Raw genomic sequence first — 22,969 nt, 5'->3', positions numbered from 1 at the left:
CTCATTTGTAGGTTTTGTAGTTGAGCGAGGAAACTTGAATCTTAAAAATGGCGCCATTTCTGAAGAAGTAATTCATCACCGTAAGGGACAGAAGTTCAGTAATGAAGACGCTCCAGGCGGCCCCCATGATGCCGTAGCCCTGAATAAGCCACCACGAGAGCGGCAGGCTGATCGCCATCAAGCAGATAATTTTTCTGAGCAGATAGTTAAACCCTCCTTCCTTGACCATGTAGCGGTACGCCACGGTTCCCATTGCGGAGAAGCTGGACGCTATCGACAACACGGTAATCAGACTTCCTGACTGCGTGTATTCGTGACCATACAAAGCAATGATGATTTTTTCGCCGTATAAGGCGATGACAAGTAACAAGAGCAATGAAACACCCAAAACATAACCGTTCAGGCGCGCCGTCAGCTTGATAGCAACGCTGCCGCGCTCCCTGAAAATCTCTGAAAAGCTGGAGGTGATAATGGCCAATGGAATGAAGGTCCATGAGGCCGATATGGTGTTGGCGGCGGCGAACAAGCCAAGCTCACGCGCCGAGGCGATACCCACCAGAAACATCTGCGCAGTTTTCACCTGTACCGAAATAAAAATGCTGGAGATCGCCAACGGTAAACCGGCATACAGCAGATAACGCAGATAAGCGCCGCGTTTGCTGCGTGCAGGTGCCTGCTCCTGGTTTTCACGGTAGAAGTTGTAGCGTTTGATGGCGTAGGGAACCAACGTCACCACCACAATCGATAAGGTCAGCCAGATGGGGTTGAGCCGGAACCAGGCAATGGCGAAACTGAGTGAAAAACCCAGCAGCAGACCGATTGAGTTGGCAATGGTATTGAGCCGTGAAGCCAGACGCGCGTTGTTATACACGCTGAACGTGTCCTGGGTAACGAATACCGAAGCGATGAACGAAGCCAGCGCAAACGCAAGAAAGTTTTCCTGCATGTTGTACCAGACCCAAATCAACACCGGCACCGAGGTCAATACCAGGAGCGCAAATCGCAACGTGCGTGCCACGTTCATCAGGCGCACACCTTTTGGCTCACTTTTGCTGATGGTTTTGAACAGTATCGTTTCGGTGCCAAACATCGCTACGGTCTGCACCATAGAAAACAGTGAGGTGGAAAACGCCATTTGGCCGAACACCGTCGGGCCGAAGGATTTTGCCACATAGGAAGTCACAAATATGACGCCGAAAACCGAGACGATCTTCTCAGACATCATCCAGGCGGCATTTGACATTACGCTTAATTTCATCAACTCGTCCTTAGTATTACTTACTGCAACTACTTTCGGTACAACGTCCTTGAAAGAATTAAACAAGCGCTAATTGGGCCTGACTTAAATTAATATCTTCAAACCATGCTGGTCCGAAAAAGAGGACTCGCGTCAGGATTCAGACAATGAATTCAGGATAATTCTGATTAAATCCGGCGCGAAACCCTGTGGATGTAACCGATTTCAGTCAAAATATTGACCAAAAAGCTACTGGCATATCCTGGCGTTTTTGCAAGCAGGTTATGCCGTTTTTCCGATGAATGTATAATTTTTCCGCATTTGGGATGAAATGAATCTATATCAAAAACTCAACACCAGGAAGGCGTTCAATGGCAATCAGAATAAAATAAGACTTATCCCATGATGATATTTATTCTAAATATCTTAATTTAACCCTCGCAATTCTAATCGCGCACTTTAATACTGCATTAATAGTGTTTTTGCAGTACCAGATATTAATACAGTAATTCTCATCCACTAATTGATAAGAAAGGTAATAGCATTTATGAGAAAGTCACGATATAGCGAAGAGCAAATCACAAATGCCATTAAAGCTTCTGAAACAGGAGTGAAAGTCAGGGAGATTTGTGAGGAGCTTGGCATTTCCGAAGCCACTTTCTATAGCTGGAAGAAAAAATTCTCTGGACTCTCTTCTGAGGAGGGAAGAAAAATCAAAGAGTTAGAAGACAAACTTCAAACACTCACCCGCGAGTTGCAGACACTCAGCTCTGATAAGGAGATGCTGCAAAGCGTGCTGAAAAATTTCTTCACCACCAATGAAAAACGCCAGGCTGTTAACTTTCTGCAAACCACCTTCGACATAGGCACACGTCGCAGTTGCCGCTTGCTGGATATTAGCCGCAGCGTTTACCACTACCCGTCAGGTACAGAAAATCGCTAACAACATTAAGGCCGTTGTTATTTGACTTAATGCTGAGATTTGTTCTTACCAGAAGAGATGAAGATCATTTAATTCGGCGTTCGTGACATAACAATTCGCACCATTATTTCCTGATGAATAACATCAAGAAATTACTTCTTTTTTTGCGGTAAAATTGATTCACATCAGCAAAAGTCTCGCGTTTCAAGCTATTTACGTCCCTCCCAATCTCATTCAGGTGAGATTGGGGCTTTCATTATTACTTTATCAACATTAATACTCTGCGCCAGAAACAGGTATTTTTGTTTAGCATCGATGAACAACAGGCCAGAATCCCTCTCACACCCACTCTTCTTTTAAGTGGATCTATCGTTATCTGGGGGTGATCATATTATCCGCAGTTCCATGTGCCGATGGCGTACTCATACCAGGAATCAGCCTGAAGAGAAACGTTATCATCGCTAAACAATAACGCAATTAGCCATACCGGATGAGTTAATATCACGTCACTATTCATCGCCGCACTTAACCAATCTCGGTCACATGCACGGCGGAAGAGTCTCAGCCAGACAGCAACACCTTGAGGAAATGATGGTTCCGGCAGGGGGTTTTCAGTGCCAGAGCGCAATAAAAAGAGACCTGGCCCGGTTGTTTAATGCCTGTTTAGCGACCATTCAGCCGCCAAAACGGCCCATTTTGCCCGCGAATCACCGCGTCTTCCCCCCAGAACAGGGAGAATTTTATCCACTCGTCCCTGCCGGCCTGGCGTCAGATATGACGTTTCGCGCTGAAAACCTGCCTGGTGGCCCAGGAAATGGTTATAACGCGGTATGGCTTAAGAACAGATAAGGCAAAAGTGGCAGGATTTCTGGCTGGTCATAATCTTAAAATCAGGGGCAAATCAGGATGCCAGCACCCGTGGCTGGCATCGTTTTACGCTTAAATTTCCAGTGAAGTTACCACCGGCTGCGGCTTGATACGCATTGCCGAGATGACGCCAATAATCAAACAGCAGATACCGATGGCGGTCAGCAACGGCGGCCAGCTTTGTCGCCACAGGAAAGTCCAGAACAAGCCAGACAGGGTTTCGAACACAATTAACGGCCCCATAATGACCGTGGGCAGGCGCTGGCTGGCCGCATTCCAGCACAGCGTTCCGAGCCATGAGCACAGCAACCCTATCGCCAGCATCAACAGCAGGAAAACCTCAGGCTGCGGGCCAAAAGGTAACGCGAAATCAGGTTGTTGCCAGTGGATCTGTCCGCACACCAGCAGATAAAACACCACTGCCAGGGGTAACGTCACCAGGCCTTGCGCAGTCGCCCAACTGCCGGGTTTATGCTGCGGATGGTTACGCAGCCAACGCGCATTACGTAGCGGGTACCAGGTCCAACAGCCCACCGCCATCACCGCCAACAACAGGCCGGAGAGATAGCGCGGCCAGTCCAGCGTTGCTCCCTGTGCCTGCAACTCCGCAGCATTGACGCATACCAATCCCAGGGCAATGATCAGCAAGGCAGGCATCAACCGTCGCCAGGGCAATCGCCCTTCCAGATGCCCGTAACACAGGTTAGCCGTGACCGACATCACCACCGGTAAGGTGCCAATAATCATTGTTGCTACCGGTGCGCCGGTACGCTGAATGGCGGTGGCGAGAAAGGCGTAATACATCAGATTGCCCACCAGCGACAGCTTTAACGCCTCAATCCAATCCTGGCGCGCCAGTTGACGCAAGCGACGACGATCCAGCCAGGCAAGCGGCAAGGCGATCAAACCAAAAGCAACATAGCGCCCGGCGGATTGCAACGTGCCGGGATAATCCGGCACCAGCAGCGGCCCGACAAAGATCAGCCCCCACATCAATCCCGCCGCCAGCGCAAACAGAACTCCAGCCAACATAATCTTTTCCTGATTAAGATATTCCGGCGCAGTGTGGCGGAACGCAGCAGCAAAAGCTTGTAGCAGATTGCGGTTAGCGTGCGGGCCAGACCTGTTTTTGATAACGGCCAGGGGTGATGCCATAGCGATGCGCAAAGGCACGCGTCAGATGTGCCTGATCGGTTAAGCCAACGGCTGCTGCAACCGAGGCCGCACTTTCGCCTTGTGCCAGCCGCAACTTGGCGTCATAAAGCCGGAATGCCATCAACATCTGATGTGGTGTGACATGAAACTGCTGGCGGAAACTGCGTAGAAAATGCCACGGCGACAACCCCGCCAGCGCGGCCAGTTCATCCAGCCTGACCGGTTCAGCGAGATTTTCTCGCAGATACGTTTTCACCGAATCAAAACGGTGCGCTCCTTCCACCGGTCGGGATTGCCCGCGATGCGCCAATGGACGCATCAACTCCAGCAATTCCACCAACAATCCCTCGCGTTCCAGCGCGGTTTCAGCCTGCCACAAAGCCGCCAGCCGCAGCGAAAACGGCTGTGCCAGACGAGCATCGGTGCGCAGCGCTTCACTGAACCACCAGTTGCGATCGCCGGTCAGCCTGTCCATCTCATCCGGATGGATGTAAATCATGCGGTAACGCCAGCCCTCTTCACAGGCGGATTCGCCGGTGTGTAGCTCATCCGGATTCATCATCACCAACGAATGCTCGGGAGCGGTGTAGTGGGTGCCACGATAGCGGAAGCGTTGTGCACCCGACTCAATGGTGCCAATGCCAAACGCTTCATGGGTGTGCGGCTCAAAGGCATAACGGGAGATATGCGCCTGATACAATTCAATGCCCGGCAGCTCGGAAAATTGCTGGAATTGCGCGCGGTCACGCTCGCACGGGAAGATTGCAGGAACCACTGACACGACACACCTCCATCGTAAAGAAGATCACCAGCATGCCCCGTAAGACGGGCAAAATGCAAAACAGATTTGTTTTGCCTGTGAGGAAGTTCAGCGCGACACTGACGCCCAGGCATATAAAAGGAGGCGATCATGGGAAGCAAGGTAGTGATGGTGGTGGACATGCAAAACGGGGTGCTGGCAACGCCGCGTTTCGATCGGGCAGGACGTTGCGCGCGGATTAATCAGCTCATTGCCGCCGCTGATCAGGTCATTTTTATCCAGCACGTCGGTCCGGGTCTGGAGCTGAACAGCGAAGCCTGGCAGATTGTGCCTGAGCTACACCAACCGGCTCACGCCCTTTACGTCAATAAAACTGCCTGTGACGGCTTCTGGCAGACCGAGCTGGCGGCGCAGCTGGAACAGCAAGACATTTCGTCTTTTGTCATCTGTGGTTGTGCGACTGATTATTGCGTCGATACCACCCTCAAAGTGGGTGCCAGCCTGGGTTATCGCATCACCGTCGCCGCCGACGCGCACACCACAGCCGATCGTACCTGGGCAACCGCGCAGCAACTGATCAACCAACATAATGAAGTCTGGGCCGATCTGATCCTGCCGGGCAACCCGGTGCAGGTACGACCGACCGCAGAGCTGCTGGCTATCTGGCAGCCAGAGACGGTTAACCCGTAATCGGGCCGCCCAGGTTGAGGCCCTGAAACTGATCGGGCAACGCCAGCTTATAAATGGCAAAATGCGCAGCCGCGCCCGGTTGCGCTGCCAGCGGCTGTTTAACCGGAATATAAAGCTGACGATCGGCGCTGATAAACGTGCCGTCTGGCCGTAACAACCGCACATCACTGGCAATGACGCGCGTTTCACCGGACGGTGCCAACACCCGAATGTTGTGGGTAACGGTTTCCGAGAAGTACACATTGCCCGCCGAATCCATGCAGCAGCCCCCCGAGAAGTTGTTGTCATACACCTGCTCAACATGGGGCAGGATGTCTTCATCAGGCAGATCACTTTGCAGCCAACGGGTTTCCACGCGATAAAGCGGCCCGGTTGGTGCCGCCCAGTAAAGCCAGTTACCGTCGGCGGTGATTTCAATCATATCGCTATTGGGCGGATGGAAGGTTTTGCTGCCTTTGATGCCAGACAACATCGCCGGTGGCGCTTTATCCGACGCCTTCACCACCGGGGTAGCCGACAAACGACGCAGCGTTTTGCCACTGACCATGTCGTGTACAATGATGCCACCCAGACCGGAATCGGTAATGTACAACGCGTTGCCGTGAAAACGCAGGTCGTTCATCTGCGCGCCTGGCGGCAGGATGCGTTCGTCAAACCGCAGAATTTGCAGGATTTCGCCGCTATGTGCATCCAACTGCACCAACTTTTGCGCGCCGGGTTGTGGCACCGCATCTTTTGCTGAAAAAACACCGGCACTGAGCGACCCCTGATCAACACACCACACCGTATCATCAGCAAAAATATGTACCGAGTTAAGGTAAACAAACGCATTGCGCCCATCTTTACCCGGCTGCCACTCATTCCAGCCATTGCCAGGGAAAGGTCGCAAACTGCCATCCGTCTCGCGTCGCGCCAGGGAAGGTGTCGGTTTATCTTTGGCATAGCGTGGCAGGCCAAGAAACAGCAGATTACCGCGGGTTAACGCCACCTGATTCGCCATCCACGGCGAAACGACCACCCGCTCCAGTGGCAAGGGATCTTCAGCCGTAAAAGCCTGAACATTGCGCGCTACGCCCAGCGCGCCCAGCGCCAGCAAAAATGTACGGCGATTGAGGTTCACTCACGCTCCTTCTGCGCCATTGTGTTAGGCCTGACAGGATGGCGAAGCCGCCGTGGGGATGAACGGCTTTTTGTGCCACGCCGGGAGGAATGTGGCAAAAGGTTAAAGCCAGCATTCAATCCGGGGAGCTAACTTGCACGCCACCATGCACCTTTTTGGTTCACGTCAGTCATAAAAAAGACGCTTAACGCTCACTGCTTGCACAGATTTACTCTAAAAAGCACAAATCAATTAATTTTTGCGCAATTAATGCACGGACCGTGAATTTACCCATAAAATAATTATTCTTTTTTATCATGACGTTAAGTATCACTTTCCGAAAAGCATCCCCCCATTGGCCCAGGAATTGCTAATCCCATGTAGATAAATATTGATACCTGCGGGAGTAGACATGGGCAACCATCAGTCAGAAAGTCAGCTGCACAGAGGCTTGAAAAATCGCCATATTCAACTGATTGCGCTGGGAGGCGCAATCGGTACCGGGCTGTTTCTTGGCATTGCGCAAACCATAAAAATGGCAGGTCCGTCGGTCCTGCTGGGCTATGCGATTGCTGGCGTGATCGCCTTCTTTATTATGCGCCAGCTCGGCGAGATGGTGGTTCACGAACCGGTTGCTGGCTCGTTTAGCCATTTTGCCAACCAATACTGGGGCAATTTTGCGGGCTTCGTAGCGGGATGGAATTATTGGGTGCTTTACGTACTGGTCAGCATGGCAGAGCTGACCGCGGTCGGTATTTACGTCCAATACTGGTGGCCGGAAATCCCGACCTGGGTGTCCGCCGGGGTGTTCTTTGTCGTGATCAATGCCATCAATATGGCCAACGTGAAAATTTATGGCGAGGTCGAATTCTGGTTTTCAATCATCAAAGTCGCGGCGATTGTCGGCATGATCGGTTTTGGTGCCTGGCTGCTCGCCAGCGGACACGGAGGTCCCGAGGCGAGCGTCGCAAATCTGTGGCAGCATGGAGGGTTCTTCCCTAACGGAATCAAGGGACTGGTGATGGCAATGGCCGTAATCATGTTCTCATTCGGTGGTCTGGAGCTGATCGGCATTACTGCCGCCGAGGCCGACAATCCGCAGAAAAGCATTCCGAAAGCCACAAACCAGGTTATCTATCGCATCCTGCTGTTCTATGTTGGCGCGCTGGCGGTGTTGTTGTCGCTCTACCCGTGGCAGAAAGTGGTGGAAGGGGGTAGCCCGTTCGTCCTGATTTTCCACGCACTTGACAGTAATCTGGTCGCGACGTTGCTCAACGCCGTCGTGCTTTCTGCTGCGCTTTCCGTTTATAACAGCTGTGTGTTCAGCAACAGCCGCATGTTGTTTGGTCTGGCGAAACAGGGGAACGCTCCCGCCTCATTGTTAAAAGTTAATCGGCGCGGTATTCCTTTTAACGCCCTCAGCGTCTCAGCGCTGGTTACTGCGTTGTGTGTGCTGCTTAACTACCTCATGCCGGGCAAAGCCTTCGAGCTGCTGATGTCGCTGGTGGTCTCTGCACTCGTCATCAACTGGGCGATGATCAGTATCACCCATCTGAAATTCCGCCGCGCCATGCGTATCACCAAACAGAAAACCCATTTCCCCAGCCTGGGCTACCCACTGACCAATATCCTGTGTCTGCTGTTCCTGGCCGGAATTCTGGTGATTATGTTTATGACGCCTGGCATCGAGATTTCAGTCTGGCTGATCCCCGTTTGGCTGCAGGTGCTGGCCGTCAGCTATCGGTTAAGAAAAAAGAGCAACACAGAAGCACAGCATCAGAAGATAGCGGCCAACTGAATGTCCTTGGCACGGCAATGCATGAAATAAAAAAGAGGCCCTGCGGCCTCTTTCGAAAATCTGTCTGAATGTGTTCCGATCTTAGAACGGAATATCGTCGTCAAAATCCATCGGCGGTTCGTTGTTCGCTGGTGCGCTCTGCTGCTGTGGACGCTGTTGCGCGCCGCCGCTGAACTGGTTGCCGCCCTGCGGCTGCTGTGGTTGACCCCAACCGTTGTTGTTGCCGCCACTCTGGCCGCCCATCGGTGCTCCGCCGGTGCTGGCGCCCTGCTGACGACCACCCAGCATCTGCATGGTGCCGCCCACGTTTACCACGATCTCGGTGGTGTAACGATCCTGGCCGCCCTGGTCCTGCCATTTACGGGTGCGCAGCTGGCCTTCAATGTAGACCTGTGAACCTTTACGCAGGTATTCACCGGCCACTTCCGCCAGTTTGCCAAACAGCACTACGCGGTGCCATTCGGTGATCTCTTTGTTTTCACCGGTTTGTTTGTCACGCCAGCTTTCTGACGTAGCCAGCGTAATGTTGGCAACTGCGCCACCATTTGGCATATAACGTACTTCCGGATCCTGACCCAGATTCCCGACAAGAATCACTTTGTTAACGCCACGACTGGCCATGTTGCTGTCTCCCGATGAGTTAATGCGTCAATACTAAACGATCAATTCTAGCACGTCTGGATCGCGGTTCCCACTTTCGAGCTGGCTTCCAGAATACACAATCAAAACACAAAATACTGGATATTTATTCAGTTTATTTTTTATGCCATAATACGCGTTTCTTCTGGCCGCCGTCGGCAAGGCGCGGCGAGTGCTGCTAATCCGGGAAAGGTGAATGGATAAGATCGAAGTTCGTGGTGCCCGCACCCATAATTTGAAAAACATCAACCTGATCATCCCTCGCGACAAACTCATTGTGGTTACCGGCCTGTCAGGCTCCGGTAAATCCTCTCTGGCGTTTGATACGCTGTACGCGGAAGGTCAGCGTCGCTATGTGGAGTCGCTCTCTGCCTATGCGCGCCAGTTTCTTTCCTTAATGGAGAAGCCGGACGTTGACCATATCGAAGGTCTCTCGCCCGCCATCTCTATTGAGCAAAAATCCACGTCCCATAACCCGCGCTCGACGGTCGGCACCATTACCGAAATCCACGACTATCTGCGTTTGCTGTTTGCCCGTGTTGGCGAGCCGCGCTGCCCGGATCATGACGTCACCCTGGCGGCGCAAACCGTTAGCCAGATGGTCGATCAGGTGCTGGCACAGGAAGAAGGCCGTCGCCTGATGTTGCTGGCTCCGGTGGTGAAGGATCGTAAAGGCGAGCACACCAAAACGCTGGAGAACCTTGCCTCGCAGGGGTATATCCGCGCCCGTATCGATGGTGAAGTCTGTGATCTCTCCGATCCGCCAAAGCTGGAACTCCAGAAGAAGCATACTATCGAGGTGGTGATTGACCGCTTCCGCGTCCGTGACGACCTCGCGACACGTTTAGCCGAATCGTTCGAAACCGCGTTGGAATTAAGCGGTGGCACGGCGATTGTCGCTGATATGGATGACAACAGCGCCGAAGAGATGCTGTTCTCCGCCAACTTTGCCTGCCCGGTGTGCGGCTACAGCATGCGCGAACTCGAACCGCGCCTGTTCTCGTTCAATAACCCGGCGGGTGCCTGTCCAACCTGTGACGGCCTCGGTGTGCAGCAATATTTCGATCCCGATCGTGTAGTTCAAAACCCGGAGCTGTCGCTGGCGGGTGGTGCGATTCGCGGCTGGGATCGCCGTAATTTCTACTATTTCCAGATGCTGCGTTCGCTGTCTGAGCATCTGGATTTCGATGTCGAAGCACCGTTTAACAGCCTGAGCGACAAAGCACAGCAGGTGATTCTGTACGGTTCTGGCAAAGAAAGCATCGAATTCAAATACATCAACGACCGTGGCGATACCTCAGTGCGCCGCCATCCGTTTGAAGGCGTGCTACACAATATGGAGCGCCGCTATAAAGAGACGGAATCCAATGCGGTGCGCGAGGAGCTGGCGAAATTTATCAGCAACCGCGCCTGCGCCAGCTGTGAGGGCACCCGTCTGCGCCGTGAAGCGCGCCACGTCTTTGTGGAAAACACCAACCTGCCGACCATCTCTGACATGAGCATCGGCCACGCAATGGATTTCTTCCGCGATCTCAAACTGAGCGGCCAGCGCGCCAAAATTGCAGAAAAAGTCCTGAAAGAGATTGGCGATCGTCTGAGCTTCCTCGTCAACGTCGGGCTGAATTATCTTTCCATGTCGCGCTCTGCTGAGACGTTGTCCGGCGGTGAAGCACAGCGTATCCGTCTGGCGAGCCAGATCGGTGCGGGTCTGGTGGGGGTGATGTACGTACTGGATGAACCGTCGATTGGTCTGCATCAGCGCGACAACGAACGTCTGCTGAGTACGCTGATTCACCTGCGTGATCTCGGCAATACGGTGATTGTGGTGGAGCACGATGAAGATGCGATTCGTGCCGCCGACCATATCATCGATATCGGCCCCGGCGCCGGGGTGCATGGCGGCCAGGTGGTGGCGGAAGGTGACGTCAACGCCATCATGGCGCATGAAGATTCTCTTACCGGCCAGTACCTGAGCGGCAAACGTGAAATTGCCGTGCCGAAAGAACGCGTTAAAGGCGATCCCGCCAAGGTGCTGAAGTTGACCGGGGCGCGCGGCAACAACCTGAAAGACGTGACCCTGACGGTGCCGGTCGGTCTGTTTACCTGCATCACTGGCGTGTCAGGTTCCGGTAAATCGACACTGATTAACGATACCCTGTTCCCGATTGCTCAGCGCCAGTTAAACGGTGCCACCAGCGGTGAACCGGCACCCTATCGCGAGATCGCCGGTCTGGAACATTTCGACAAAGTGATCGATATCGATCAAAGCCCGATCGGTCGTACACCGCGTTCCAACCCCGCGACCTATACCGGCATCTTCACCCCGGTGCGCGAACTGTTTGCCGGTGTGCCGGAGTCGCGCTCGCGTGGCTATAATCCGGGCCGCTTCAGCTTTAACGTGCGTGGTGGACGTTGTGAAGCCTGCCAGGGCGATGGGGTGATCAAGGTTGAAATGCACTTCCTGCCGGATATTTACGTCCCCTGCGATCAGTGCAAAGGCAAACGTTATAACCGTGAAACGCTGGAGATTAAATACAAAGGCAAAAGCATCCATGAAGTGCTGGAGATGACCATCGAAGAAGCGCGTGACTTCTTTGATGCGGTGCCAGCGCTGGCGCGTAAGCTGCAAACCCTGATGGACGTGGGCTTGTCCTATATCCGCCTCGGCCAGTCTGCCACCACGCTGTCCGGCGGTGAAGCGCAGCGCGTGAAGCTGGCGCGTGAGCTGTCGAAACGCGGTACCGGCCAGACGTTGTACATCCTTGATGAGCCGACTACGGGCCTGCACTTTGCTGATATCCAGCAACTGCTGGAAGTGCTGCATCAGTTGCGCGATCAGGGCAATACCATCGTGGTGATTGAGCACAACCTCGACGTGATCAAAACGGCTGACTGGATCGTCGATCTCGGCCCCGAAGGCGGCAGCGGCGGCGGCGAAATCCTGGTGGCAGGTACGCCAGAAACCGTGGCGGAATGTGAAAAATCACATACGGCACGCTTCCTTAAACCAATGTTAAAAAAGTAATTTCTCTCTCAGGCCCGCGATTGCGGGCCTGATTCTTTCTGCCAGATTCCGCAGAGAAATGCAGAAACAGGCAAGAATCAGACATCTTCAGGCATATACGCTTTCCCATCAGGTGACTATCCTTACACAGTTCCTTTTAGGCGTACTCAAGCGCCTTTATCCCTTCCGTTTACGGAGAGGATCCCCGCAAAAACTCACGACACATCTTAACTGGAGACACCATGAATATTACGCATGCCTATGCCGCACAGGACGCGAAATCTAAACTCGCTCCGTTCGACTATAAGCCTCGCGAGCTGCGCGCTCATGATGTGCAGATTGAAGTGTTGTACTGCGGCGTCTGCCACTCTGACCTTCATACTGCGCGTAACGAATGGAAAAACACCATTTTCCCGGTCGTACCAGGCCATGAAATCGTTGGCCGCGTGACGGCGGTAGGCGCACACACTCATAAATACAAAGTGGGTGATCTGGTCGGCGTGGGCTGTATGGTCGACTCCTGCCGTAGCTGTCCGAGCTGCCAGGAAGGTCTGGAGCAGTACTGTGAAAACGGTTTTGTTGGCACCTACAACGGTGAAGATCGCGAAACCAAAGCCATCACCTATGGCGGCTACTCCACCAGCATGGTTGTGGATGAAAGCTTTGTGCTGCGTGTACCGGAAAACCTCGACCTGGCAGGTGTTGCACCGCTGCTGTGTGCCGGTATCACCACCTACTCACCGCTGCGTCACTGGAACGTGGGTCCGGGCCAGAAAGTCGGTATCGTCGGCCTTGGTGGTCTCGGTCATATGGGTGTGAAGCTGGCGCATGCTATGGGCGCACATGTGGTGCTGTTCACCACGTCACCGTCAAAAATTGAAGACGGCAAACGCCTTGGCGCTGACGAAGTGGTGATCTCGAAGGACGCGGATCAGATGGCCCAGCACCTCAACAGCTTTGACTTCATCCTGAACACCGTGGCGGCGCAGCACGATCTCAACCCGTTTATTGCCCTGCTGAAGCGCGATGGCAACATGACGCTGGTGGGCGCACCGGAGCACGATCACCCGGCACCGCAGGTGTTTAACCTGATCTTCAAACGTCGCAGCATCGCTGGCTCGCTGATTGGCGGTATCGCTGAAACCCAGGAAATGCTGGATTTCTGCGGCAAGCACGGTATCACTTCCGATATCGAACTGATCGCCATGAACCAAATCAACGAAGCCTATGAGCGTATGCTGAAAAGCGACGTGAAATACCGTTTTGTAATTGATATCAACACCCTGCGTGAGGAAGCTGTCGCTTAATCCTCATCATGGCTGACGCCCGCCGCGCGTGTGGCGTCAGCCTGTTGCCAGGAAGCATCCACCAGGTAGTAAATCTGCGAATCTTTCAGCGAACCGTCCAGCCACAGGGTGCTCCAGTGGGACTTGTTCAGATGCTCGCTGGGAAACACATCACTATGTTCTTCACGCAATAAATCGGCCAGTGCCGGGGTGGCTTTCAACGAAACCGCCGGACGCCCTTTTACCTCATGCACCATCGCAAATAAAATCCCCTCGCTTTTGATCTGCGTGGCTTTCCAGTCACTGTGCACACTCTGCTCTGCGCCCGGCTTGCTCATGCAATATGTCAGTAAATCCGAAGTGTTCATATTTACTCCCCTTGTAAGGTGGCGACAATGCGCCGCGCACCGCCGTGAACCCGATGTTCACCGAGCCAGATCCCCTGCCACGTCCCCAGCATCAGCCGCCCACGGCTAATCGGTAACAACAAGGATACGCCGAGTAGCGATGACTTAATGTGCGCGGGCATATCATCTGCACCTTCATAATCGTGTTGATAAGGGGCATTTTCTGGCACATGACGCAGAAAATGTTGCTCCATGTCGCTGCGTACCGTGGGATCGCAATTTTCATTGAGGGTCAGTGAGGCGGAGGTGTGCTGTAGCAACAAATGCAGCTGACCAATACGCACATCCGACAGGGCGCGTAGCTGTCCGACGATCTCGTCGGTGACCAGGTGAAAACCGCGTGGTTTGGCGCTAAGCGTTAAGGTTTGTTGGTGCCACATGCCTGAATCCTGAATTAAACACACCGTTTAAGTGTGCAGCATGACGGCGAAAGGTAAAGGAAAAAACGGCCTGAAATTGGACGAAAAAAAACCGCCAGCATCAAGCTGGCGGCTTCATCATGGATTACATCACCGCAGCAAAGGCTTCAGCTACCTGATGTACGTTGCGGCTATTAAGTCCTGCCACACACATACGACCGCTGGCAATCAGGTAGACACCGAACTCGTCACGCAGACGATCGACCTGCTGCGCACTCAGCCCGGTGTAGCTGAACATGCCACGCTGTTTCAGCAGATAATCGAAGTTCTGGCCCGGCAGCTTCTCACGCAGTACCGCAACCAGTGCCTGACGCATTTCGATAATACGCAGACGCATCGCTTCTACTTCCGCCAACCAGTTGTTCAGCAGCGCTTCATCGTTCAGAACACAGGAAACCACCTGAGCACCGAAGTTCGGCGGGCTGGAGTAGTTACGGCGCACCGTTGCTTTCAACTGACCCAGCACACGGCCTGCTTCTTCTGCGCTATCGCAAACGATAGAGAGTCCACCGACGCGCTCACCATACAGTGAGAAGATTTTGGAAAACGAGTTGCTGACCAGCGCTGGCAGACCCGCAGCCGCCACGGCACGAATCGCATAGGCGTCTTCGTTCATACCGGCGCCAAACCCCTGATAAGCGATATCGAGGAACGGGATCAGTTCCTGTGCTTTCAGCACCTCAACGGTCTGATCCCACTGTGCGTCAGTCAAATCCGCACCGGTTGGGTTATGGCAGCACGGATGCAGCAGCACGATGCTTTGCTTCGGCAGGGTTTTCAGCGCAGCGATAAAGGCATCGAATTTCACGCCGTTGGTTTCTGCGTCGTACCACGGGTAAGTGCTGACTTCAAAACCGGCACCGTTGAAGATCGCAATGTGGTTTTCCCAGGTAGGATCGCTAACCCAGACGTTGGAGTTCGGGAAGTAACGTTTGAGGAAATCCGCACCGACTTTCAGCGCACCTGACCCACCCAGCGTCTGGATGGAGGCAATGCGGCCCGCCTTCAGCATCGGGTGCTCGCGACCGAACAGCAATGGTGCGATGGCGTTACGGTAAGGACCAAAACCTTCCATCGGCAGATAAAGCGAAGCCTGATGCGGTGCCGCTTGCAGGCGCTCTTCCGCTGCGGCAACCGCCTGCAGCTGAGGAATGATGCCCTGCTCGTTGTAATAGAGGCCGATGCTCAGATTCACTTTATTCGCGCGCTGGTCCTGTTTGAAGGTTTCCATCAGCGACAGAATCGGATCGCCGGCATAGGCATCAACGTTTTGAAACACGGTGCAGATCTCCATGATTGGTCAAAAAAGTCAGGTAACGATGCATCGTCAAACCCTGTAACGGCCTGGGCGGTGATTCATGGCGATGATCAGATTCAGGATCACCGCGCCCGCTATCGAGGCAAGCAGCATGGGTACGGATACGACAAACAACGAAGCCAACACCACGCAGGTATCGACCGCCATTTGCAGTTTTCCAGCGCGCAGGCCGATGCGGTCCTGCAACCAGAGCGCCAGAATATTGACGCCGCCCAGACTGGCTTTGTGACGAAACAACACTATAAACCCAATCCCCATTACCACGTTACCGAACAATGTCGCATAAAACGGATTTAATGAGGAAAAATGGATGAACAACGGGTGCAGGTGGGTAAACAGTGACACCAGGCCCACGGCGCAGAATGTTTTCAGGGTAAATTCCCAGCCCATACGACGCACCGCCAGCCAGTAAAATGGCAGGTTAATCAGGAAAAAGGCGCTGCCGAAGGAAAGTGGCGTCAGATAGCTAATTAAGAAGGCAATACCGGCGGAACTGCCGGTCAACGCTCCCGCTTGCTTCAGCATGATCACGCCGAAAGAAACCATCAGCGTGCCAAGCACTATCGCCAGGGCATCTTCGATACGGGAGTGGGGAATCTTGGTGGGTTCAACAACGTTATCCATGGATTTATCTCATTGCAATTGATGCGGTTCAAATGCAAAAAACGCACCACATCGGCGACGTCGTGTCGCCGCCGATGGGTGCCAATGATTATCCAATTGATAACTAAGGCGCTTTATTGCAGGTTTTTGTGCATGGCTCAGAGGCTAAATCAGTAATCCATGCACAAATCTGTTATCTGGTGCGCGTTTTTTGCATTTGATTGGCAATAATTGCACCAGACTAGCACATTACGCACTTTTTTGGCGCGTTTTGTGCTCAGGAATTATCATCAAACCGTTCTCTTTTAAACGGCTCAAAACCACTGAGGTTTTGACATGGGCGACACTTTGATGCCCCCCCACCAGTTGGCTGATTAAGGCACTGAGTGAAGCCAGATCCGCTACCGCAACTTTCAGCAAATAATCCGCATCACCCGTGGTTTTAAACGCATCCACGATGGCCGTTTCCTGTTCCACCATACGGTGAAAACTCTCTTCATAATCAGGTGTGTGGTTAATCAGCCGCACCTCAATCAATCCCACCATGCCGAGGCCGATGGCATCGGGCGACAAGCGGGCGTGATAACCGAGAATCAGGTTTGCCTGTTCAAGATTGATGCGTCGGCGTGAACATTGAGACGCCGAAAGGCCCACTAAATCACTGAGTTCCTGGTTGGTGAGGCGGCCGTTAGATTGTAATAATGTCAATATTTTAAGGTCGTAATCGTCTACCTGAGTCATGCTGCTTCCAGAGCGTAAATGGGGGCGCTTTGCTACAGATAACCTGATTAAAGGCGGGGTTGTCCAACACTATTTTCCAATGACGTGAAATGCATGCACAGATCGTGCATGCAGAGGGGAGAAGAGGATTATTCGTCGTCGTATTGCGGGCCGGCGTAGTTATCAAAACGCGACCAGTGACCATTGAAGGTCAAACGTACTGTGCCGATCGGTCCGTTACGCTGTTTACCGATGATGATCTCAGCAATGCCTTTCAGATCGCTGTTTTCGTGATAAACCTCATCACGATATATAAACATGATCAGGTCCGCATCCTGTTCGATCGAGCCGGATTCACGCAGATCCGAGTTCACCGGGCGTTTATCGGCACGTTGTTCCAGCGAGCGGTTCAACTGCGACAACGCCACCACCGGCACATTCAGTTCTTTCGCCAACGCCTTGAGCGAGCGTGATATTTCGGCGATTTCCAGCGTACGGTTATCCGACAGCGAGGGGACACGCATCAATTGCAGGTAGTCGATCATGATCATGCTCAGGCCATCGTTTTCACGATAGATACGGCGCGCGCGCGAACGCACCTCCGTCGGCGTCAGACCGGAAGAATCATCGATGTACATGTTCTTCTTCTCAAGCAGGATGCCCATAGTAGCGGAGATACGCGCCCAGTCCTCATCCTCCAGCTGACCGGTACGGATACGCGTCTGATCCACTCGTGATAATGACGCCAGCATACGCATCATGATCTGTTCGCTGGGCATTTCCAGACTGAAAATCAGGACCGGCTTTTCTTGCAGCATGGCGGCGTTTTCGCACAAGTTCATGGCGAAGGTGGTTTTACCCATCGACGGACGTGCCGCAACGATAATCAGATCAGAACCCTGCAAACCGGCGGTTTTTTTGTTCAGATCCTGATAACCGGTGTCTACCCCGGTGACGCCATCGTGCGGCGTAGAAACCAGCGATTCAATACGCGATACCGTGGCTTCGAGGATTTGCTCGATATTCCTCGGGCCTTCATCTTTGTTGGCGCGCTGCTCGGCGATCTTGAAGACGTTGGATTCCGCGAAATCGAGCAGATCTTCACTGCTGCGCCCCTGCGGATCGTAACCGGCATCGGCGATTTGATTCGCCACTGAGATCATTTCGCGTACCACCGCACGCTCGCGCACGATGTCAGCATAGGCACCAATGTTGGCCGCGCTCGGGGTGTTTTTTGCCAGTTCGGCGAGATAGGCAAAGCCCCCCGCCATTTCCAGCTCGCCACGCGTTTCCAACGATTCCGACAGCGTAATCAGGTCGATAGGCTGTCCGGCTTCCAGCAGGCTCTGCATTTCGGAGAAGATTAGCCGGTGCGAGCGGTTGAAGAAATCCTCAGCGACCACGCGTTCGGAGACGTTGTCCCAACGCTCGTTATCCAGCATCAACCCACCGAGTACCGACTGCTCCGCCTCAATGGAATGCGGCGGCATTTTCACGCCCTCCAGTTGACGGTCGCGGGTTTCGTTCGATTTGTTGGTGGGTTTATTTCCTGCCATAGTGAATGCATTACCGATCTTTAGAGTGACGGGCAAGTATAACGTCACAGGATGAACAATCACAGGAGTCAGAATGGCAAAGCGTATTCAGTTCAACGAACATGGCGGCCCTGAAGTACTGCAATGGGTGGATTTTGAGCTCAATGACCCCGTTGAACATGAAGTCCAGGTGGAAAATAGGGCAATCGGTATTAACTATATCGATACCTATGTACGTAGCGGATTGTATCCGGTGGCAGCGAAACCATCTGGTCTGGGTACGGAAGCGGCAGGCGTAGTGAAAAAAGTTGGTTCTGCCGTTACACGCTTTAAAGTGGGCGATCGCGTGGTGTATTGCCAGTCAGCGCTCGGTGCGTACAGCGAGTTGCACAATGTGCATGAAGATCGTCTGGTGATTCTGCCTGAACGCATCAGCTTCGAGCAGGGAGCCGCCTCGTTCCTGAAGGGCCTGACCGTACAATATCTGTTGCGTCAGACTTATAAGGTCAAAGCGGATGAGACATTCCTGTTCCATGCCGCAGCGGGCGGTGTCGGTCTGATTGCCTGCCAGTGGGCGAAAGCGCTGGGCGCGCACCTGATTGGTACCGTAGGCTCCGCTGAAAAAGCGCAAATCGCTAAAGAGGCGGGCGCATGGGCCACCATTAACTATCGCGACGAGAATATTGCGCAACGGGTGAGTGAACTGACCAACGGCAAAAAAGTGGCTGTGGTGTATGACTCAGTAGGTAAAGATACCTGGGAAGCGTCACTGGATAGTCTGCGTCGCCACGGTCTGATGGTGAGTTTTGGTAATGCGTCCGGTCCGGTCACCGGTGTCGATTTGGGCATTCTGAACAAGAAGGGGTCGCTGTTTGTCACCCGTCCTTCATTGTTTGGTTATATTACCAACCGCGAAGAACTCGACCACGCCAGTGCTGAGCTGTTTTCACTGATTGCCAGCCATGCGATTAAAATCAATGTGCCGGAACAGCAGAAATTCGCGTTACGCGATGCGGCTCAGGCGCATAAGGTGCTGGAAAGCCGCGCAACGCAAGGTTCAAGCCTGCTGATTCCCTGACGCCATAAAGCAAACGGGGCTTCCCGTAGGAAGCCCCTTTTTCTTTTTTATAGTTCGCGCTGGTGTAGGGACAGCGGCGATGAATTTGTTTCGACTCAACGGCAAACATCCTGACAGAAAACATAAGTAAAAAATATGTTTAATTGCAGATTTGAACTAAGCATTGCCAACTCTGTGATCGCCTCCGCATTTAGCGCCAGCCGTTTCTCTCTAACTTACTGATTTTTCTTTTCAGTCGATTCAGCTTCACTTCACCCTGCGGCGTGGTAAAAGCGCGATACACCCAGACAGCCACCACCGCCAACACCAGCCACGGCAACAATTTAATAACAAGTGCAAACAACCCGCCGAGGAACATCAGCACCGTTGCAACAATCAGCGCGGCAATCACGCCCAGCAGTGACACACCGGTCAGCAACAGCATGAGAAAAAAGCCGATAACAAATAATATTTCCACGAAGGTTCTCCTGTGTAGGTTACAGGAAGTGCATTACAAGATACGTGCCAACACTGAATTCTTGCTAATTAATTGAAATCAATAGAAATGATAAGCGAGATAGGTTTGGAGAATAGTGAAATTCACCAAATAGTGGTGTGAATAAAACCATTGAACCATCCCTGTAACGGCGCGATTAATCGCGCAATTTCGTGCGCGTTGCAGGAAAAATCCGCGCGATAAATCGCGCCGCTACGGAGAAAAAAATCAGGCTTCCTGGGGAATTTTATCCGCCACCAGCGCCAGCGCCGCTTCCAGCACGCGAACATCAGCGCCCGGTTTATGGGCATTCTCGCTAAGATAACGTCGCCACTGGCGTGCGCCCGGAATGCCCTGGAACAGGCCCAACATATGGCGCGTGACGTGACCAAGGTAAGTCCCTTTCGCCAGTTCCGCCTCGATATACGGATACATGCTACGTACCACGGCCACGGGATCTACGGCTGGCGTATCACGACCAAACAACTCACGGTCAACCTGCGTCAGAATGCCCGGATTCTGATAGGCTTCACGCCCCATCATCACGCCATCCATAAGTTGCAGGTGGATTTTCGCCTCTTCCAGCGTTGTGATCCCCCCATTGATCGCCATAGTCAGATGGGGGAAATCACGTTTCAGTTGATAGACGCGCGGATAATCAAGCGGGGGGATCTCGCGGTTCTCTTTTGGGCTAAGACCCGACAACCAGGCTTTACGGGCGTGGATGATAAACGTGTCGCAGCCACCCTGCTGTGCGACAGTGCCAACGAAATCGCACAAGAAGGCGTAGCTATCCTGATCGTCAATACCGATACGGGTTTTCACCGTCACCGGAATGCTTACCACGTCACGCATCGCTTTAATGCAATCCGCCACCAGCGCCGCTTCTCCCATCAGACAGGCACCAAAACGGCCATTCTGCACGCGATCGGACGGGCAGCCGACATTAAGGTTGATCTCATCGTAACCACGCGCTTCCGCCAGTTGCGCGCACTGCGCCAGGGCTGCTGGATCGCTGCCACCCAGTTGCAGCGCAACCGGATGTTCATCCTCGCTAAAAGCCAGATAATCACCCTTGCCATGAATGATCGCGCCGGTTGTCACCATTTCGGTGTAAAGCAGCGTGTCACCACTCAGCTGGCGGTGAAAATAACGACAGTGACGATCGGTCCAGTCGAGCATCGGGGCAATAGAAAAACGTTGCGAAGAGAAGGTATCGGTCATGAAACGCAGTAAATCCGGGGTTAAGTGATGAGATTCTGCGCAATGATATCACAGGATTGACGGGCGACACAGCCGCCCGTCAGGATGAAGCAGAGACATCAGAAATTAAAGCCGAGCTGCAACATCGCACCCCAGGTATTGTCGTCGCCAACCGAACCGGCCAAATCAAGGTGCACGGTATTGTTAAACGGTGACACACCAAAACCTGCGGTGAACACGTTGGCGTCATTTGACTTCATATCCGCACGATAACCAGCCCGCAATTGCAGCCAGTCCAGTACACGATATTCCCCACCGACTCCAACGTATTGACTGCTGTCTTCCGATTTAAAACGCTTGGTTTGTGTCAAATCGACATCGCCAGTCAGTGTGAAGGCACCATAGTTCCAGGCCAGACCGGTGGTGACCAGTGGACGGATTTGGTACGTATCACGGTAGCCATTCACTTCTTTGGTATCGATATCGCGTGAAATCAGGTTCTGGCCGGTCAGGCCGAACGTCCAGTTATCGGCAAAGTCCGTTGCGATACCTGCATCAACGTTAAAACCGGTATCTGAGCTGCGGTAGCGGCTGTTGTTGATATCACTTTTGTCGTAGTTGTACACGCTGGCGGTGTAGTTATACAGCCAGGTTTTTTGCAGTTTCGGCGTAATCCCTACAGAGACAGGATGCCCGGCAACGCTGAACTGATGCGCCATAGCAATACCGTAATCGGTCACTAATGCCGCCAGACCGTTGGCGCTGGAGGTCAACTTATCCTCATCACCCGGCACCGGAATGACAGTGCCATCCGCAACCCCTTGCAGATAATCAATATCGCTTTGTGACACGTTCGCACGGATGTGTGCAGTACCGTAGGCTTTGGTGACAAACGCGAAGGGCAGCGTTTCATTGGGCACCGTAACAGCCAGCGCAACGCCTGCTGAGCCGTCTGCTTTGTTGCCACGCAGATCGCGCAACTGGTTTGCCATATCACCCGCCGCGGCTTTAAGTTCTGGATAGCCGTTGAGGTAGTCCTGGAAGGTTAAGTTATCAATCACATTCTGATAACGGTCGACGGTGTCCGTGATGTCATCAACACGATTAATCAGTTTGTCTTTATCAGTAACCTGTATCCCGGCTGAAGGGAAAATAATACTCACGTCATCATCAGGTTTTGCTTTGGTCATCAAAGCCGGGTTTGCCAGTACCGCAGAACTCCAGGTGGAAGAAGCGACACCTGTCCCCCCCATTGCATCGTTACGAGCGTCGTACCAGGTACCTGCGGCCAGGGCCGAAGAGGAAAGAAATACTGCATTCAAAACAACAATATAACCAACACTTTTGCGTCTGAATAATGTCTTCACCATTTGCCTGCCATCACCTTTAAAAGTCGTGACCACGTCATCGACGAAACAATTTACCAGCCCCTTATTGTGAACCTGGGCTAACGATTTATTGCTGTGAAATGAAAGGAAATAGCACTGCTATTCGCAGAATTGACTGCTGAAGCGTCAATCTGTCGTGTATTTATGCAAAAAAATAAACGGCACTTAAATTAAGACCAGATATTACTTAAGACCTTTTGAACCTTAGTCGCTAAGTCGGTGAGTTGCAAAGCAAAAAATGATAAGCCTCTGTAATGAGGTCAGAGCAAGCAGAATCAATGATGACAGGGTGAGAAGAGTCTGCGGAAAATTGCGCGGCTAACCTGATGAAAAAATGAAATTTTATTGAGAGAGTTAAGAAGAAAA

The 22,969-nt window shown here is 52.8% G+C and carries 20 protein-coding genes; 6 read left to right on the top strand and 14 right to left on the bottom strand.

Translation table 11 applies throughout. The features are described 5' to 3' along the window. Position 1: 1 nt before the first annotated feature. Positions 2–1,258, bottom strand: a complete 1,257-nt coding sequence (locus tag AC6I8T_RS01760) for an MATE family efflux transporter (protein ID WP_021184102.1) — start codon at positions 1,256–1,258, stop codon at positions 2–4. Between the two features lie 526 nt (positions 1,259–1,784). Here AC6I8T_RS01760 and AC6I8T_RS01755 point away from each other — a divergent pair. Beyond that, positions 1,785–2,180: a transposase gene (locus AC6I8T_RS01755; RefSeq protein ID WP_021184101.1), complete on the top strand. Its 396-nt coding sequence runs from the start codon at positions 1,785–1,787 to the stop codon at positions 2,178–2,180. 918 nt (positions 2,181–3,098) lie between these two features. Here AC6I8T_RS01755 and AC6I8T_RS01750 read toward each other — a convergent pair. Beyond that, positions 3,099–4,058: a DMT family transporter gene (locus AC6I8T_RS01750; protein ID WP_021184099.1), complete on the bottom strand. Its 960-nt coding sequence runs from the start codon at positions 4,056–4,058 to the stop codon at positions 3,099–3,101. Positions 4,059–4,131: 73 nt separating this feature from the next. Next, positions 4,132–4,962 (bottom strand): AraC family transcriptional regulator, encoded by an 831-nt coding sequence (locus tag AC6I8T_RS01745; protein WP_208724618.1) that lies wholly within the window; start codon positions 4,960–4,962, stop codon positions 4,132–4,134. A 129-nt stretch (positions 4,963–5,091) separates the two neighbouring features. Here AC6I8T_RS01745 and AC6I8T_RS01740 point away from each other — a divergent pair, with 129 nt between their 5' ends. Beyond that, positions 5,092–5,631, top strand: coding sequence for an isochorismatase family protein (locus AC6I8T_RS01740; RefSeq protein ID WP_021184097.1), 540 nt, complete (start codon positions 5,092–5,094; stop codon positions 5,629–5,631). Here the strand turns inward: AC6I8T_RS01740 and AC6I8T_RS01735 are convergent. Further along, positions 5,621–6,751, bottom strand: a complete 1,131-nt coding sequence (locus AC6I8T_RS01735; protein WP_497829918.1) for an SMP-30/gluconolactonase/LRE family protein — start codon at positions 6,749–6,751, stop codon at positions 5,621–5,623. The two genes, AC6I8T_RS01740 and AC6I8T_RS01735, sit on opposite strands and share 11 nt — an antisense overlap. A 391-nt stretch (positions 6,752–7,142) precedes the next feature. Between AC6I8T_RS01735 and AC6I8T_RS01730 the strand changes: the two genes are divergently transcribed. Beyond that, the gene (locus AC6I8T_RS01730) at positions 7,143–8,528 is read left to right on the top strand and encodes an amino acid permease (RefSeq protein ID WP_497833451.1); all 1,386 of its coding nucleotides are present in this window, start codon (positions 7,143–7,145) and stop codon (positions 8,526–8,528) included. A gap of 81 nt (positions 8,529–8,609) precedes the next feature. On the opposite strand, the gene ssb1 is transcribed toward AC6I8T_RS01730, so the two are convergent. Further along, positions 8,610–9,149 (bottom strand): single-stranded DNA-binding protein, encoded by a 540-nt coding sequence (gene ssb1 / locus AC6I8T_RS01725; RefSeq protein WP_208724615.1) that lies wholly within the window; start codon positions 9,147–9,149, stop codon positions 8,610–8,612. A 214-nt stretch (positions 9,150–9,363) separates the two neighbouring features. Here ssb1 and uvrA point away from each other — a divergent pair, with 214 nt between their 5' ends. Together uvrA and AC6I8T_RS01715 are read left to right on the top strand one after the other, a co-directional pair. Continuing rightward, positions 9,364–12,192: an excinuclease ABC subunit UvrA gene (gene uvrA / locus AC6I8T_RS01720; protein ID WP_021184093.1), complete on the top strand. Its 2,829-nt coding sequence runs from the start codon at positions 9,364–9,366 to the stop codon at positions 12,190–12,192. 221 nt (positions 12,193–12,413) lie between these two features. After that, the gene (locus AC6I8T_RS01715) at positions 12,414–13,478 is read left to right on the top strand and encodes an NAD(P)-dependent alcohol dehydrogenase (RefSeq protein WP_208724614.1); all 1,065 of its coding nucleotides are present in this window, start codon (positions 12,414–12,416) and stop codon (positions 13,476–13,478) included. On the opposite strand, the gene AC6I8T_RS01710 is transcribed toward AC6I8T_RS01715, so the two are convergent. From AC6I8T_RS01710 to dnaB, 6 genes are all read right to left on the bottom strand, one after another. Further along, a complete protein-coding gene (locus AC6I8T_RS01710) occupies positions 13,475–13,825 on the bottom strand; it encodes an MmcQ/YjbR family DNA-binding protein (RefSeq protein ID WP_021184091.1) in 351 nt (116 codons plus the stop codon). The two genes, AC6I8T_RS01715 and AC6I8T_RS01710, sit on opposite strands and share 4 nt — an antisense overlap. Positions 13,826–13,827: 2 nt before the next feature. Then, positions 13,828–14,244, bottom strand: a complete 417-nt coding sequence (locus AC6I8T_RS01705) for a secondary thiamine-phosphate synthase enzyme YjbQ (RefSeq protein WP_013507498.1) — start codon at positions 14,242–14,244, stop codon at positions 13,828–13,830. A gap of 124 nt (positions 14,245–14,368) precedes the next feature. Further along, on the bottom strand, positions 14,369–15,562 hold the full coding sequence (locus tag AC6I8T_RS01700) for an amino acid aminotransferase (protein WP_208724613.1): 1,194 nt from the start codon (positions 15,560–15,562) through the stop codon (positions 14,369–14,371). Positions 15,563–15,610: 48 nt separating this feature from the next. Beyond that, positions 15,611–16,225, bottom strand: coding sequence for a YitT family protein (locus tag AC6I8T_RS01695; RefSeq protein ID WP_013507496.1), 615 nt, complete (start codon positions 16,223–16,225; stop codon positions 15,611–15,613). A gap of 228 nt (positions 16,226–16,453) precedes the next feature. Beyond that, on the bottom strand, positions 16,454–16,945 hold the full coding sequence (locus tag AC6I8T_RS01690; RefSeq protein ID WP_208724612.1) for an Lrp/AsnC family transcriptional regulator: 492 nt from the start codon (positions 16,943–16,945) through the stop codon (positions 16,454–16,456). A 128-nt stretch (positions 16,946–17,073) separates the two neighbouring features. Continuing rightward, a complete protein-coding gene (gene dnaB, locus AC6I8T_RS01685) occupies positions 17,074–18,480 on the bottom strand; it encodes a replicative DNA helicase (RefSeq protein ID WP_021184088.1) in 1,407 nt (468 codons plus the stop codon). A 73-nt stretch (positions 18,481–18,553) separates the two neighbouring features. On the opposite strand from dnaB, the gene AC6I8T_RS01680 reads away from it, so the two are divergent. Then, positions 18,554–19,537: a quinone oxidoreductase gene (locus AC6I8T_RS01680; RefSeq protein ID WP_497833450.1), complete on the top strand. Its 984-nt coding sequence runs from the start codon at positions 18,554–18,556 to the stop codon at positions 19,535–19,537. A 190-nt stretch (positions 19,538–19,727) separates the two neighbouring features. On the opposite strand, the gene pspG is transcribed toward AC6I8T_RS01680, so the two are convergent. The 3 genes from pspG to AC6I8T_RS01665 form a co-directional block, all read right to left on the bottom strand. Further along, positions 19,728–19,994 carry an envelope stress response protein PspG gene (gene pspG, locus AC6I8T_RS01675; RefSeq protein ID WP_021184086.1) on the bottom strand — a complete coding sequence of 89 codons (267 nt, stop codon included), beginning with the start codon at positions 19,992–19,994 and terminating at the stop codon, positions 19,728–19,730. A 246-nt stretch (positions 19,995–20,240) separates the two neighbouring features. Then, the gene (gene dusA / locus AC6I8T_RS01670) at positions 20,241–21,236 is read right to left on the bottom strand and encodes a tRNA dihydrouridine(20/20a) synthase DusA (RefSeq protein WP_497833449.1); all 996 of its coding nucleotides are present in this window, start codon (positions 21,234–21,236) and stop codon (positions 20,241–20,243) included. Positions 21,237–21,334: 98 nt separating this feature from the next. Next, positions 21,335–22,585 carry a conjugal transfer protein TraF gene (locus AC6I8T_RS01665; RefSeq protein WP_208724609.1) on the bottom strand — a complete coding sequence of 417 codons (1,251 nt, stop codon included), beginning with the start codon at positions 22,583–22,585 and terminating at the stop codon, positions 21,335–21,337. Between the last annotated feature and the right edge of the window lie 384 nt (positions 22,586–22,969).

This window comes from Pantoea sp. X-Soil-OKNW-556 (genome assembly GCF_059730695.1).
The sequence above is the reverse complement of the archived record's forward strand: the minus strand, read 5'-3'. Positions and strand labels throughout refer to the sequence as shown.